This window comes from Pseudoclavibacter helvolus, from assembly GCF_014191305.1.
GTDB classification, from domain to species: Bacteria; Actinomycetota; Actinomycetes; order Actinomycetales; family Microbacteriaceae; genus Pseudoclavibacter; species Pseudoclavibacter helvolus.
This window is the reverse complement of sequence record NZ_JACHWJ010000001.1, coordinates 1331030-1345282: the sequence shown is the minus strand read 5'-3', so window position 1 is coordinate 1345282 and position 14253 is coordinate 1331030. Positions and strand designations below refer to the sequence as shown.

The window sequence follows — 14253 nt, the reverse complement described above, 5'->3', positions numbered from 1 at the left end:
GCGAGCTGACGCGCCGGTGGTGGGGGCACGTAAAGGCGGCCGCAACGGGCGCGAGGTGGCCCTACGAGTTCGGGTGATGCGCGTCCACGTCCCGCTTCGTGCCGACGAGGCCGGACTCGGCGTCGACGGGCGCCGAGGTGTGCTCGTGTGCGATCACCCATTCGCCTTTGTGCTGCACGATCGCCCACGTGAGGCGGTTGTCCATCCACTCCTGCTCGCCTTCAGGGCTGTGCCAGGCATACCGCACGAAGCTCTCGACGACCACAACGTCGTGGTCTCCGTAGGCGCGCAGGTCGGTGAACGTTGCTGAGTGGGTGCCCGATTCGATGGAGTCGAACCAGCCGTCGAGGGAGGTGCCCCAGGATTCTGCGCCCTCGTGCGACCACGTGCTCCAGAGGTCGAAGACGCGAACATCCGGTGCGTAGAGCGACATGATGGCTGTCTTGTCGCGGCCCGTGACCGCTGCGGAGTAGGTGTCGGTGAATCGCTTGGCGATGGACATGGCTTCTGACATGACGCCTCCTCGGGGTTTCTGTGTCGACAGTCTGGCCCAATCACATCCACAGCACGACCGTGGCTGGCCCGCGGCCCTTCCGGTTCTGGCACAATTGGCGAGTGCACGCGTGAGCGAGCACGTTCCTCCTTGGTGTAACGGCAGCACGACAGCCTTTGGAGCTGTTAGGTCCAGGTTCGAATCCTGGGGGAGGAGCGGCGCGGGGGTGCTGCATGCCACCGTGGACCGTGATGGCGTTCGAATCACGGCGCCCACAACGAGGAGGATCTGTGACCGATCGAGAACTCGCAATCGTCATCCTGGCGGCTGGCCAGGGGACGCGGATGCGTTCGAGTACCCCGAAGGTGCTCCACCGACTCGGAGGGATCCCGCTCGTCGGGCACGTGCTGCACACGGCCGCCGAGCTTGGCCCGGCTCACACCATCACCGTGGTCCGCCACGACCGGGACCGTGTTGTCTCGGCCATCCAGGATCTTGCGCCTGACACGCAGTTCGCCGATCAGGATGATGTTCCCGGAACGGGCCGCGCGCTCGAGGTCGGCCTCGAGTCGTTGCCGGCGGACTTCGACGGCGTCGTCGTGGTCCTCTCGGGCGATGTCCCCCTTCTCGACTCGGGCACGATCGCCCGCATGATCGAGCAGCACCGCCGCGCGAAGAACCAGCTCACGCTGCTGAGCGCGTTTGTGCAGGAGCCGGCCGGCTTCGGGCGCATCGTGCGCTCGTCGGTCGGCGACTTCGACGAGATCGTGGAGCACAAGGACGCGAGCGAGGAGCTGCTGCGCATCTCCGAGATCAACGCGGGCGTCTACGCGTTCGACGCTCGCACGGTCCGCCAGGTCCTGAGCCGCATCAACGACTCGAACTCGCAGCACGAGAAGTACCTGACCGACGCGGCGAAGCTCATCAAGGCGGATGCGGGTCGCATCGAGGCGATTGCCGTCACCGATCCCGAAATTGTGCAGGGCATCAACGACCGCGTGCAGCTCGCGGAGGCGCAGCGCTACTACAACGCGCGCCAGATCAGGCGCTGGCAGCTCGAGGGGGTCACGGTGCACGACCCGGCGACGACCGTCATCGAGGGCAACGTGTCACTCGGTCGCGACGTCGAGCTCCTGCCAGGCACGCAGCTGCGCGGCGCGACGTCCGTTGCGGACGGGGCGGTCATCGGCCCAGACACGACGCTCGTCGACTGCGAGGTCGGGGAGGGCGCCGTCGTGAAGCGCACTGACGCAACGCTGAGCGTCATCGGGGCTGGCGCATCGGTCGGCCCGTGGGCTTACCTGCGCCCGAACACTCTCCTCGGAGCCGGCGGCAAGATCGGCACCTTCGTCGAGACGAAGAACACGCAGATCGGGGACGGCTCGAAGGTGCCGCACCTCTCCTACATTGGCGACACCGAGGTGGGCGTGAACTCAAATATCGGAGCCGGCACCATCACGGCGAATTACGACGGCGTGAACAAGCACCGCACGACGGTCGGCAGTCACGTGCGCTCCGGGTCGCACAACGTGTTCGTCGCCCCGGTTAGGATTGGCGACGGAGCTTACACAGGGGCCGGAACGGTGGTCCGCAAGGACGTTCCGGCTGGTGCACTCGCCATCAACGTCGCACCTCAGCGCAACGCTGAGGGGTGGGTGCTCAAGAACCGAGCAGGCACCGCCGCGGCCGAGGCCGCTGAGGCAGCCTCGTCGGGCGAATCCGAACCGAACGCGTAACAACAGAGCAAGCACAGGAAACGGGCGGTACAGCGTGTCTGGCATCATCACCTCCACTGAGAAGCGACTTGTTCTCGTCTCCGGCAGGGCTCATCCCGAGCTCGCCGAGGCAGTCGCGGCAGAACTCGGCATCGAACTGGGCGAGACCGAGTCGCGCACCTTCGCGAACGGCGAGATCTACGCTCGCTACGGCGAGAGCATGCGAGGGGCCGACGTGTTTGTGCTCCAGTCGCACTGCCCGCCGATCAACGAGTGGCTCATGGAGCAGCTCATCATGCTCGACGCACTCAAGCGTGCGTCGGCGAAGCGCATCACGGTCGTCGCTCCCTTCTACCCGTACGCGCGTCAGGACAAGAAGGGGCGCGGTCGCGAGCCGATCTCGGCCCGCCTCGTCGCGGACCTCTTCAAGGCGGCCGGAGCCGACCGCATCATGTCGGTTGACCTGCACGCGCCTCAGGTGCAGGGCTTCTTCGACGGCCCCGTCGACCACCTCTTCGCCATGCCTGTCCTGCTCGAGCACTTCCGCAAGAAGCTCGACCCGGCGACGCTCACCGTCGTCTCGCCCGACATGGGGCGCGTGCGCGTCGCCGACGTCTGGAGCGACCAGCTGGATGCGCCGCTCGCGATCATCCACAAGCGCCGCGACCCGAAGGTCGCGAACCAGGTGTCGGTCCACGAGATCGTCGGTGACGTGAAGGGCCGCGTCTGCCTGCTCGTCGACGACCTCATCGACACGGGTGGAACCATCGTGAAGGCGGCCGAGGCGCTCAAGGCGGCCGGCGCGATCGGCGTTGTCGTCGCGGCCACGCACGCCGTCTTCTCACACCCCGCTGTCGAGCGCCTCAGCTCGGACGCGATCGACGAGGTTGTTGTCACTGACACGCTTCCGCTCCCGCCAGAGAAGCGCTTCGAGAAGCTCACTATCCTGCCGATCGCGCCGACGCTCGCTCGCGCGATCACCGAGGTCTTTACCGACGGCTCGGTGACCTCGATGTTCGACGGTGCCGCGTAGCCAGAACGGCTGCCTGGGCTGACGCACGCCCCGTCGGAACCACTCGGTTCCGGCGGGGCGTGTGTGTTACTCGGTTGTTGCGTCTCTGGGTTCCTGCGTTTCTAGGCTCCTGGGCTCCTGGGCTTCTGTGTTCCAGGGCTCCCGGTCCCTGCGTCTCGGCGCGTCTGTCAGAGCCCGCCTGGCTCAAGCATCCCGCTCTCATAGGCGATGATCACGAGCTGCGCCCGGTCGTGAGCGTGGACTTTCGCCATGATGCGATTCACGTGCGTCTTGGCGGTGTGCGGCGAGATGAACAGGAGCTCGGCGATCTCGGCGTTGGAGTTACCGCGAGCGACGAGGAGGAGCACTTCGCGTTCGCGCTCGGTCAGCTGTTTGAGCTACTCGAACTGCGCGGGCATGACTGGCGACACTGTCGACGTTGCGCGGAGCACGTCCTTCGTGATGAGGCTGCGAGTAGCTGCAGGCGAGAGCAGGGCGTCGCCGGCGTGCACGGCACGAACGGCTCGCACAATGTCCTCGGGTTCGGCGCCCTTGCCGATGAATCCGCTAGCTCCGGCACGCAGGGCGGCGAGCAGGTACTCGTCCTCCTCTAAGGTGGTCAGGATGAGGACCCGCACGTCGGTGTTCTGGGGGTCGCCGCAGATGGCGGCGGTCGCCTCGATGCCGTCGAGCTCTGGCATCCGGATGTCCATGAGTACGACGTCGGGGTGCAGCGAGGCGACGAGCGCGACCGCCCCTCGGCCGTCGCGGGCCTCGCCGACGACCTCGACTCCGGCCTCGTTGCTCAGGATGTCTGTCACCGCTTGGCGGATGAGGGCCTGATCGTCGACCACGAGCACGCGGGTCATTCGAGCCCTCCTTGGGCAGAGGTGCTTGGCTGCGGCCGGTGTTGCCGTGGAAGGGTCACAGCGACACGGTAGCCGCCCGCCGCGGTGCCCGTCGTGACGCTGCCCCGCACAGACGCTACCCGCTCTCGCAGTCCGAGGAGCCCCAGGCCACCGGCTGCGCGGGCATCTGCCCCCTCTGCAGCGCGATCCGACGCCTCCCTGGAAATGGGACCGGAGATCGGGTTCGTGACGATGACGCTCAGCTCAGTGTCTGTCAGAGCCAGCAGGACGTGGGCGCGGTTCTCGGCGCCGTGCTTGTGCGCGTTGGTGAGGGCCTCCTGGACGACGCGGTGCGCGACGAGGCTCGTCGCACGTGAGACGTGCTCCATGTCGCCTTCGGATCTCAGGTTGACTTGGAGCCCCGCCTCGCCGAAGGACTCCATGAGGGCATCGAGCCGTTCGAGCCCAGGCTGGGGGACGGGCGTCGCCCCCGGGGCCTCCTCCTCCCTCGACCGCTCTGCTCGCTCGGCGCGTTCCGTGATGGCGACGATGTACTCGCGTCGGGAGCGTGTTGCGTCGCCGGCGGCGGCGGCGGCGAAGGCCAGCGTGACGGCGAACTGGATCGCGCGCGGGTCGAAGACGCTGCCGAGCGCCGCGAACAGGCTGAGGAGTGCGATGCCGAGGACGGCGCAGGCGGCCGTGATGATCGACCGGCGTCGGGTCGACTGCGTCGCCACGCTGAACATGGCGATAGCGGCGGCCAGGACAACGCCGGGGGAGAGCGTGCCCTGAGGGCTGTTGCTCCGTAGATCGCGAGCATCGCCGCCAGTACGGCGGCGGGCCAGCGTCGGCGGAATGGGAGCAGGACGGCCGGGGCGAGCACCATGACAAAAGCGAACGGGGTGCTCGGCCGGAACTCTTCGCCGCCGAAGGGCATGACGACGACCCCGACGATGAACAGGGCGGCCAGCGCATCCACAACCCACGAAGGCACTCGGGGGAGCATTCGGCTCGGGATTGAGGGCGGCGTGTGCGCCTCGGTCGGGCCCGGCACGGGAGAGCGGGAATCCTGCATGAACCCAGTGTGCCCGCCATGCCCGGCGCGCGCGTCACCCTTGCACGGCACGGCTGTACCGCAAGCGCGGTACACGGTGTCCGCGGAGGGGGGACGCGCGCCGAGCGGTTCGGGGCGAGCATCGAAGGGTCGAGTAATCGGCACGAGCTAGGAGGCAGCATGCCCGCACCGATCATCTCTGTCCGTGACGTACGTCGGTCGTACGGTCGCGGTCAGAACCGTTTCGAGGCTCTGAAGGGTGTGAGCTTCGACATCCGCGAGGGTGAGAGCGTTGCCATCGTGGGCAAGAGCGGCTCGGGCAAGTCCACGCTCATGCAAGTGCTCGCGCTCCTTGACGTGCCTTCCTCCGGCACCTTGGAGTTGGAGGCCACGGACACCCGCACCCTGCGCGGCAAGAAGCTGAACCGCACGAGGAACAAGACGTTCGGGTTCGTGTTCCAGGAGTTCTTCCTCACCCCGAACGTGTCGGTGCTGGAGAACGTCGTGCTGCCGATGAAGATCGCGGGTGTTCCGCGCGGTGAGCGGCGGCAACGCGGCCTGGCTGCGCTCGAGCAGCTCGAGCTCGACGACAAGGCGAAGAACAAGGCCCTCAATCTGTCGGGCGGACAGAAGCAGCGCACGGTGATCGCTCGCGCCCTCGTCAACAACCCGCGGATCATCTTCGCCGATGAGCCGACGGGCAACCTCGACACCGCAACGGGCGCGGTGGTCGAGGACATCGTCTTCGGGCTGAATCGGGAGAACGGGATCACGCTCATCGTCGTGACCCACGACGAGGAGATCGCGGCGCGCTGCGACCAGCGCATCCTCATCCGGGATGGGCTGATCGTCGAAGACTCTGCGCAGGTGGCCGCATGAAGACCCTGGACCTCATCGGCACCGCCGTCTCGAACACGTTCCGGTCGAAGACACGTCTGCTGCTCACGATCCTCGCGATCTTCGTCGGCGCGTTCACGCTGACGCTCACCAACGGGCTCGGTACCGGCATCAACGCCTACATCGACGACACCGTGAACGGTGTCGGCGCGGCCGACACGATGACGGTCACGAAGACGAGCGAGGCCACGGGCTTCGGTACCGGGGACTCGGGCCCGGCCGAGTACAACCCGGACGCTGTGGCGAGCGCCGGCCCTCCCGGGGCGACAGTCACGGCGCTGCTGCCCGCGGATGTCGACGCGCTTGCCGGCATCGAAGGCATCGTCGACGTGCCGGCTACGAAGTCGCTGTCCGTGGACTTCGTGCAGGCGGGCGCAGGCACCAAGTTCGCGGTGGGGGCAGGCAGCCTCGTGGAGGGGCAGACGGTTCAGCTCCTGGCGGGCTCGGACCCCGACGACGCGAGCGGGGAGCTGCAGCTGCCGCTCCCGACGTCGTACGTCGAGCGGCTCGGGTTCGCCGATGCGGATGCCGCGGTCGGCCAGACCGTGACGATCGGCAGCACGGATGCGCTTCGCGGCACCCACGAGACGCAGGCGGTTGTCGTCGGCGTCGCCGAGGAGAGCATCGCCTCGCCCGTGATCGACGGGATCGTGCTCGTGCTCAATGCGTTCGCCGTGATCGCGCTGCTCGCGGCGAGCTTCGGCATCGTGAACACCCTGCTCATGTCGGTGCAGGAGCGAACGCGCGAGATGGGCCTCATGAAGGCCATGGGGATGGGCAGCGGACGCGTGTTCACGCTGTTCAGCGTCGAGGCCGCCTTCATCGGGTTGCTGGGGAGCGCGATCGGCGCTCTCGTGGCCGTGGTGGCCGGCACGGTCATCAGCGCGGCGCTGGCGACGACGTTGCTGGCAGACCTTCCGGGGCTGACGCTGATCGCGTTCGACCCGGTCTCGATCGGCGTGGTCATCGTTGTGGTCATGATCATCGCGTTCCTCGCGGGCACGCTGCCAGCGGCTCGGGCCGCGAGGGCGGACCCGGTGGAGTCGCTGCGCTACGAGTAGAACCGCTTCGAGGAACGGGCCCGGGTCAGTCGGGCCCGTTCTTCGCGGATGCTGTGCGGATGCCGTGCCGAATCCGTGCCGAATCTGTGCCGGTTCTCGCGGGGCGATTCAGATCTCCTGGCTACCCGAGTCTGCTGGCTACCCGAGCGGCTCGAGCGGGTTCTCCTCGAGCTTCCGGATGAGCCCGCCGTCGACGAGCCTGCGGGCGGAGGTGTCTGGCTTCCGGGCCGCCTGATCGCTCACGCACGCGCCGAACTCGGCGGCGAGGGTGCCACGCGGGTGCATCGAGAGGACCTCCCGCAGGAAGACCTCTGGCAGCGCGTCCGGTCTGCTGCCTGTGATGTCGAGCCCGGTGGCGCGCTCGAGCAGGTACCCCTCGAGGTCGAGGGCCGGGTCGACGCTCGGCCAGTTGTGGTGGACGATGACGTCGAGCGCGCGCTGGCGGCGTGAAGGTGCCCACCCCGCACCGGCGGTCAGGGCGACGGCGACGTGCCCGCCGGCGTGCTCGTAGGAGACGGTGTGGTTGTCGTACTCGGTCACCGTGCCGATGTCGTGCAGGAGCGCAGCGACGTAGAGCAGCTCGTGGTCGATGCCGTCGTGCCCCTCAGCCGCAGCAATGCCCTCCGCCCAGAGCCACGAGCGGATGGCATGGGCGGTGATCGCGGCGGACTGGTACTCGGTGGCCAACTCAAGTGCGCCTCGGGCGGCGGCGGAATCCGGCATGGGGAAGTCGGCGATGCGCATGGCCAACTGTCGCATATGGGGGCGCGTGGAGCCGAACGCGGGCTGGCCCGCTCACCGATGCGGTGTCGAGGAGCGGGCCCGTGCGGCGGGGCTCAACGCGTGGGCGTCACGTGTGCCGAACGGTGCGTGCTGACCGCAGCGGTGCAGCGGGGAACACCTGCTCCGTCACCGTCTGAGCTCCGTCGCCGAGGAACACCTCGATGACGGTCGCGTCGACCACGATCTTGACGTTCATCGGAGACTCCAGGTGCGTTCCGATGGGCACGCGGTTGGGTGCCGCGAAGGTCGAGTGGAAGTCGGTGAGCCCGCTGTCCCCGCGTTCGAAGATCAGGTGGGCGCCGGCTTCATCGCGCTCGAAGTGGATCCGAACTTGCTCGTGCCCCATCCCGTCGGTGTCGAGGACGATGGTCGAACGTTGGCCGAGGTCCAGGGGGATCAGGTGCTCGCTCACCGTCACGCCGTCTGCGCGCACTGGCAGGATCGGGGTCTGGCGAAGGCGGCAGCGACCGTCTGAGTCACGTGTCAGGCTGATCTCGCGGACCAGGGACATCGCAGAGCGCCAGGGTGCGGTCGGCGTCTCGTTCGCGTAGTCCCAGTTGCTTGCCCAACCGATCATGAGGCGGCGGCCGTCCGGGGTGTTGTTGAAGGAGACCGCGGCGTAGTAGTCGCGCCCGTAGTCGAGCCAGTCGTAGGACTCGAGATCATCGGATGTGCTGAGCCGTTCGGCGACGAAGGTGGTGCCGTCGAAGTCGCCGATGAAGTACTGCGTGCCGGAGCCCCCCGCTCTCGCACCGGGGTTCATGCTGACGATGAGCACCCAGCGGGTCTCGCCGGTTCCGTCCACGCGGAGCGGGAACAGGTCCGGGCATTCCCAGACCCCTCCGGTGGCGTGCGCCGGACCGAAGTCCGACGCGAAGGTCCAATCGATGAGGTTCGGCGAGGTGTAGAAGAGCACCTTTCGGGCGACAGCATCCACGACCACCATGACCCAGTTCCCATCGTCACCGCCGTGCCAGAAGACCTTGGGGTCTCGGAACTCGGAGGAGCCGATGTCGAGCACCGGGTTGCCGGAGTACCGAGTCCACGTGGCGCCTGCATCGAGGCTGTAGGCGAGCGACTGCGCCTGCAGCCCAGGCACGTCGCCAGTAGGTGGGCGGGCGCTCGTGTAGATCGCGACGAGGGCTGTCTCGCGGTCTGCGGCGAAGCCAGCAGTGTTCCTGCTGTCGACGACGGCGCTGCCGGAGAAGGCCATCTCCTGGTCGGTCGCGGGAATCGCGATCGGCTGCTCTGTCCACGTGACGAGGTCGGTGGAGGTGGCGTGGCCCCAGGAGATGTTGCCCCAGGTGCTGCCGAACGGGTTGGTCTGGAAGAACAGGTGGTAGGTGCCGTCGTAGTAGACGAGACCGTTGGGGTCGTTCAGCCAGCAGCTCTGTGAGGCGAAGTGGGCGGAGGGTCTCAGCGGGGTCGTGGCCGTTGTCGTCGGGGGAATCATGGTCATCGAGGGGGTTCCATTCCTGGGTGCACGCGGACTGCAGTGGGGATCGTGCGGCGAGACCGAGGTGGACCCGCCGCACGTTCGACTACTCGCCGCCCTGCTGGAAGCGGTCGTAGGCCTGCTGGTAGATGTCAGTCACCTCGGCGACGCCGAGGCCGTCGAGCTGGGCCGTGTATGTCTCCCACTCGGCGCCGATGTTGCCGTTCACCACCCAGCTGGCGAACTTCTCCTTCACGAGGCTGTTGATGTCCGTGAGCGCGAAGGCAGTTTGGTCGAGTTCCTCGTTCGAGAGGAGCACGGGCGGGTAGGCCTCATTGGCGGCGTATGGTGCGTAGTTCTCGGTGACAAGTTCCTGGCGCTCCTTCGCGCGGGGTTCGGGCGCGACGACTGTCTCGAAATCCTGGGCTGTGGTGATCTTCGGGCCGCCTGGGGCGACCTTCTGGCGACGCTCTCCCTCAGACTCACCCTCGGGGGCTGGGATCTGCACGAGGAGACCTGAGGGATCCTCTTCCAACGTCACACCGATGGGTCCCCAGCTCGACTGTGCGGACATGACGGGATCGAAGAGGCGGTCTGCCCACCGGATGGTGGCCGAGGGGTACTGATTCGCGCGCGTGAGGGCCATCGCACCGCGGTTGATCTCCTGGTTGTTGGAGACGCTGGCGAGGCGCTCCCCGTGTGTTCCCTCGAGAATGCCGACCAGCTCGTAGTCGGCGCTCTTCTCCTCGCCGACCATCTCCTCGAGTTCCCACCAGAAGAACGAGCCGAGGATGGGAGTCTCGGATTTGCCTTTGGAGAGGTAGGCGACGTCGTCTTGCGAGAACGACTCGGGGTCGATGATTCCATCCGAGTACCACTCGCCGAGCGCTTCGACGCCGGCGCGGTATTCGGGGGTGTTCGCCGTGAACTCGACCACTCCATCGCGGACAATGCGGTGGTCGTTGTTCTCCGGCTGGCCGCCGAGGGCCGTGATGAGGTCTGACGGGTTGGCGGCGAAGGAATCGGTGCGGAACGAGAGGGGAATCTCGTCTGCCTTGCCGTTGCCGTTGGGGTCGCCGGTCTTGAAGGCCTCGAGTGCGGCCTTGTATTCGTCGATCGTGCGCGGCATGGGAAGGCCGAGAGCGTCGAGCCACTTCTTGTTGATATACAGGAAGTTCGGATGCTGCAGGATCCCCAGTTCTTCTACGGACGGGAGCGTGTAGATGTGACCGTCGGACGCGGTGAGGGCAGCTCTGATGTCGGGCCGAGCGTCGAGGATGCCCGAGAGCGTCGGCGCATGCTCCGCGATGAGCTCTTCCAGGGGCAGCAACGTTCCGTTCGAGCCGTTCTGCACGATCTCGGAGTCGCTGAGGCCGGTGTTGAAGAGGACGTCCGGAAGCTCGTCACCCGCGAGCATGAGGTTCTTCTTCTCGGCGTAGACCTGCTCCGGCAGGTTGCGCCAGTCGATCGTGATGTTCGTGTCCGTTTCCCACTGCTGGACGAGCTCCATGGTGGCGTAGTCGGGAGCAAGCGGGGACTTGGTCCCGCCGAACGTGAGCGTCAGAGGCTCGGTGACGATGGGAAGACCGTCGGTGTTGAAGCCGTAGTCGGCTGAGAGGTCGGTGAGCTCTGCGCTGCCGCCCCCGCCAGAGCACCCTGTTAGAAGGAGGCCGCTGACGGTGACGAGGGCGATCGAAGTCGCGAAACGTCGCTGTTTCATAGTCGTTTTTCTTTCTGTCATGGTGGAGATGAGACGGATATGCCTGTTGGAATGACGCAGGAACGGGATCAGCTCTTGACCGCGCCGATCATTGCTCCCTTGGTGAAGTGCTTCTGCATAAAGGGAAGAACGATGAGGAGGGGGAGGCTCGAGATGACGATCATTCCGTATTTCATGAGCTCACCAAGGCGCTGGGCTGCTGCATAGGAATCGAGGGCGCCTGTGCCTCCCGCGGAATTCACCTCCGACTGGATCAGCACGTTTCTGAGGACAAGCTGCAGCGGATACTTGCTCTCGTCGTCGAGGTAGATGAGCGCGTCGAAGAACGCGTTCCAGTTCGCCACGACATGGATCATGATCATGAGGAAGATCAGTGGCTTCGAGAGTGGGAGCACGATCTGGAAGAAGAAGCGGAAATCGTTGGCACCGTCGAGCTGAGCGGCCTCGCGAAGTTCGCTTGGCACGTTGTTCTCGAAGAACGCTCGAGCGATTATGAGGTTCCAGACGCCGACTGCACCCGGGAGGACAACAGCCCAGATGGTGTCGAGCATCCCGAGGTCTCGGACGACGAGATACCTGGCAATCAGGCCTCCGTCGATGAACATCGTGAGGATGAAGACCAGCATGAGGAACTTCCTGCCGTAGAGGTCCTTCCTCGAGAGGGCGTAGGCGCCGCAGAGAATCGACACGACGCTGATGAGCGTCGCGACGCTGGTGTAGAGGACCGAGTTGCCGAACCCCTGCCAGATCGCAGCATCAGCGAAGATGTGTGCGTACCCCTCGAGCGTGAACCCCTGCGGCCACAACCACACGTTGCCGTTCAGGATCTCTGACGGCTCGCTGACCGACGCGATCACGATGAAGTACAGGGGGTAGATGATGGCCGCGATGGCAAGTATCAGGGTGCCTACCGCGAACACGTTGAAGATCGGGTCAGCCATGCGTCTGCGCCAGGATTCCTTCCGGCGACTGGCCGGTGGCGGGGACCCGGGGCGGTTCTGGGCGGGGATGTGGTGCTCGGTTGGCTCGTGCCGAGGCGCAGAAGTCGTAGAGGTCATGTTCGTCACCAGAGAGTCGACTGGCCTGCACGCTTCGCGACCCAGTTGAAGGTCAGGAGCAGCACCATGTTGATGAGGGAGTTGAAGAGGCCGATGGCGGCTGAGTAGCTGAACTGGGCCTGCTTGAGTCCGGCTTGGTAGACGTAGGTCTGGATGACCTCGGAGGTCGGCAGGTTGAGGTCTGTCTGCATGAGAAGGACCTTCTCGAAGCCGAGGTTGAAGAGGTTCCCGATCGCCAGGATGAAGAGGATCGTGATGACGGGCAGGATGCCTGGAATGTCGATGTGACGGATTCTCTGCCACTTGTTCGCACCGTCGACTCGGGCCGCCTCGTGCAGTGATGGATCAATGGCCGTCAGCGCGGCGAGGTAGACGATCATCGAGAATCCGGCGTTCTGCCAAATGTCGGAGCCGATATACAGGGGCCTAAACCATTCCGCTGATCCCATGAAGAAGACCGGGTCGCCGCCGAACACGGTTATGGCGTTGTTGACGATTCCAGAGCGTGGAGAGAACAGCAGGTAGATCATTCCGACAACGACCACGACGGAGATGAACGAGGGGGAGTAGAGCACTGTCTGAGTGAACTTCTTGAACCGCTCGCTCTGGAGCTGATTGACGATGAGCGCCAGGATGATCGGCACAGGAAAAGCGATCAGCAGACCCAGGGCGTTCAGTGTCAAGGTATTGGCGATCAGGCGCTCGAATTGAAACGAGTTGATGAACCGCTCGAAATGCTCGAGACCCACCCACGGACTTCCGGCGAACCCGTCCGCCGGGTTGTAGTCGCGGAACGCGATCTGCGCGCCGTACATCGGCCAGTACTTGAAGACCAGAACCGAGACGAGGGCAGGCGTTAGTAATACGTATAACTGCCAGCTGCGCAAGGCTCGACGGAACTCTGTCTTGAGATTTCGTCTTGGGTGCCTGGTCAAGAAGGGGCGACGGGGTTGCTTGCCCGTCTCCGCGGGGGTGGTGATCTTCGTGGTCATGCCTTGGCCTTTGCTACAGACCCGCGAGTAACGACGGTGCACTCGAGTGGGATGTGAAGGGATGGGGAGGGTGTTGGGTTGAGGAGGAGATCTATGGCGGTCCCGGCCATCTGCTCGTAGGGGAGAGCGACTGTGGACAGGCCTGGGTCGAGGTGGGGCGCGAGCATTTCGTGGTTGTCGAATCCGATGATCGAGCAGTCGTCTGGCACGCTCAGGCCGCGTGCCTCTAGGGCTCGGTAGGCGCCCCAGGCGGTCCTGTCGTTGCCGCAGAAGATCGCCGTCGGTCGGTCTTCGCCGTCCATGAGCTGAGCGGTCAGGCGGAGTCCGTCCTCGACGATTCCGGTGCCGGAGAGGAGCCAGTCCGGTCGTGCCGACAGTCCGGCCTCCGTGAGTGCTCTTCGAAACCCTGCGCGGCGACCGATGCCTGCCGGCAGGTCGCTCACTTCGGGCTGAATGTTGATCATGGCGATCTTGGTATGCCCCGCGTCGACGAGCTGACGTGTCGCGGCGTATCCGCCCATCTCCTCGTCGGGGAAGACGCTTGGGACGAGTCCCGCACGGTCCTGGGCGTTGACAACCACCGTGGGTACTCCGCTCAGTGCCTGGGGGACGTCGATGACGCGGTGGTACATGGAGGCGTAGACGACGCCGCGAACCCGGTAGGACTGCATCATCTCGACGGCTGCCTGCTCGAGTCCCGCGTCGTTGTAGGTGTCGACCGTCAGGATCACGTTGCCGTTCTCCCAGGCGAGGAGCTGTGCTCCCTTCAGGAGACCGCCGGCGAAGGGGGAGCTTGCCACCTCGTCTGAGATGAAGCCGATCATCTCGGACTCGCCGCTGCGCAGCGTCTTCGCGAAGGCGTTGGTTCGGTAGTCGAGGTCGCGCACGGCGTCGAGCACTCGCTCCTTGGTGGCCTCGGCGACGCGCGAGCCCGCGACGTTGTTCAGGACCAGCGACACTGTGGCCTGGGATACGCCAGCATGCTCCGCGACCTGTGCCATCGTGGTCGTCTTGGGGCGCCTCGCCATTGCCCACCTCCTTGTGGATCAGTTAATCGTATAACGCATGCTAGCACGGTGGATGGATCGCGCAAGGGCCGCGCCTGGATCGCGCACGCATCCCACCAGGCCCGAGGTGTAGGGGCACGGAACGCCGCCCGCCAGAGGTCTCTGGCGGGCGGCGTTC

General features: G+C 65.7%; 12 protein-coding genes, 1 tRNA gene and 1 pseudogene. 5 read left to right on the top strand and 9 right to left on the bottom strand.

Annotated features, from left to right (window positions below; translation table 11 throughout):
- Positions 1-61: 61 nt before the first annotated feature.
- Complete coding sequence (locus tag FHX72_RS06375; RefSeq protein WP_183623709.1) at positions 62-514, bottom strand: YybH family protein; 453 nt, start codon at positions 512-514, stop codon at positions 62-64.
- A gap of 123 nt (positions 515-637) precedes the next feature.
- Between FHX72_RS06375 and FHX72_RS06370 the strand changes: the two genes are divergently transcribed.
- The 3 genes from FHX72_RS06370 (at position 638) to FHX72_RS06360 (ending at position 3241) form a co-directional block, all read left to right on the top strand.
- Positions 638-709 (top strand) — tRNA-Gln (locus tag FHX72_RS06370).
- A 74-nt stretch (positions 710-783) separates the two neighbouring features.
- Positions 784-2229 carry a bifunctional UDP-N-acetylglucosamine diphosphorylase/glucosamine-1-phosphate N-acetyltransferase GlmU gene (gene glmU / locus FHX72_RS06365; RefSeq protein ID WP_183623708.1) on the top strand — a complete coding sequence of 482 codons (1446 nt, stop codon included), beginning with the start codon at positions 784-786 and terminating at the stop codon, positions 2227-2229.
- 34 nt (positions 2230-2263) lie between these two features.
- Entirely contained in the window at positions 2264-3241 is a 978-nt protein-coding gene (locus FHX72_RS06360; RefSeq protein WP_183623706.1) for a ribose-phosphate diphosphokinase, read from the top strand.
- Positions 3242-3408: 167 nt separating this feature from the next.
- Here the strand turns inward: FHX72_RS06360 and FHX72_RS06355 are convergent.
- Positions 3409-4089 (bottom strand): annotated as a pseudogene (locus tag FHX72_RS06355) (response regulator).
- A complete protein-coding gene (locus tag FHX72_RS06350; RefSeq protein ID WP_221186723.1) occupies positions 4086-4805 on the bottom strand; it encodes an ATP-binding protein in 720 nt (239 codons plus the stop codon). The pseudogene FHX72_RS06355 and the gene FHX72_RS06350 overlap by 4 nt, the downstream one beginning before the upstream one ends.
- Before the next feature lie 497 nt (positions 4806-5302).
- On the opposite strand from FHX72_RS06350, the gene FHX72_RS06345 reads away from it, so the two are divergent.
- Together FHX72_RS06345 and FHX72_RS06340 are read left to right on the top strand one after the other, a co-directional pair.
- Positions 5303-6001 carry an ABC transporter ATP-binding protein gene (locus FHX72_RS06345; RefSeq protein WP_183623702.1) on the top strand — a complete coding sequence of 233 codons (699 nt, stop codon included), beginning with the start codon at positions 5303-5305 and terminating at the stop codon, positions 5999-6001.
- Entirely contained in the window at positions 5998-7080 is a 1083-nt protein-coding gene (locus FHX72_RS06340) for an ABC transporter permease (RefSeq protein ID WP_183623700.1), read from the top strand. The genes FHX72_RS06345 and FHX72_RS06340 overlap by 4 nt, the downstream gene beginning before the upstream one ends.
- Before the next feature lie 138 nt (positions 7081-7218).
- Here the strand turns inward: FHX72_RS06340 and FHX72_RS06335 are convergent, their stop codons facing one another.
- The 6 genes from FHX72_RS06335 to FHX72_RS06310 all read right to left on the bottom strand — a co-directional run bounded on the left by FHX72_RS06335 (position 7219) and on the right by FHX72_RS06310 (position 14096).
- On the bottom strand, positions 7219-7824 hold the full coding sequence (locus FHX72_RS06335) for an HD domain-containing protein (protein ID WP_244963980.1): 606 nt from the start codon (positions 7822-7824) through the stop codon (positions 7219-7221).
- Between the two features lie 106 nt (positions 7825-7930).
- Positions 7931-9322, bottom strand: a complete 1392-nt coding sequence (locus tag FHX72_RS06330) for a glycoside hydrolase family 32 protein (RefSeq protein ID WP_183623696.1) — start codon at positions 9320-9322, stop codon at positions 7931-7933.
- 82 nt (positions 9323-9404) lie between these two features.
- The gene (locus FHX72_RS06325) at positions 9405-11018 is read right to left on the bottom strand and encodes an ABC transporter substrate-binding protein (RefSeq protein ID WP_068478604.1); all 1614 of its coding nucleotides are present in this window, start codon (positions 11016-11018) and stop codon (positions 9405-9407) included.
- Between the two features lie 68 nt (positions 11019-11086).
- A complete protein-coding gene (locus FHX72_RS06320) occupies positions 11087-11959 on the bottom strand; it encodes a carbohydrate ABC transporter permease (RefSeq protein WP_235812661.1) in 873 nt (290 codons plus the stop codon).
- Between the two features lie 122 nt (positions 11960-12081).
- On the bottom strand, positions 12082-13068 hold the full coding sequence (locus FHX72_RS06315) for an ABC transporter permease (protein ID WP_082775179.1): 987 nt from the start codon (positions 13066-13068) through the stop codon (positions 12082-12084).
- Entirely contained in the window at positions 13065-14096 is a 1032-nt protein-coding gene (locus FHX72_RS06310) for a LacI family DNA-binding transcriptional regulator (RefSeq protein WP_068478601.1), read from the bottom strand. The genes FHX72_RS06315 and FHX72_RS06310 overlap by 4 nt, the downstream gene beginning before the upstream one ends.
- Positions 14097-14253 lie beyond the last annotated feature (157 nt).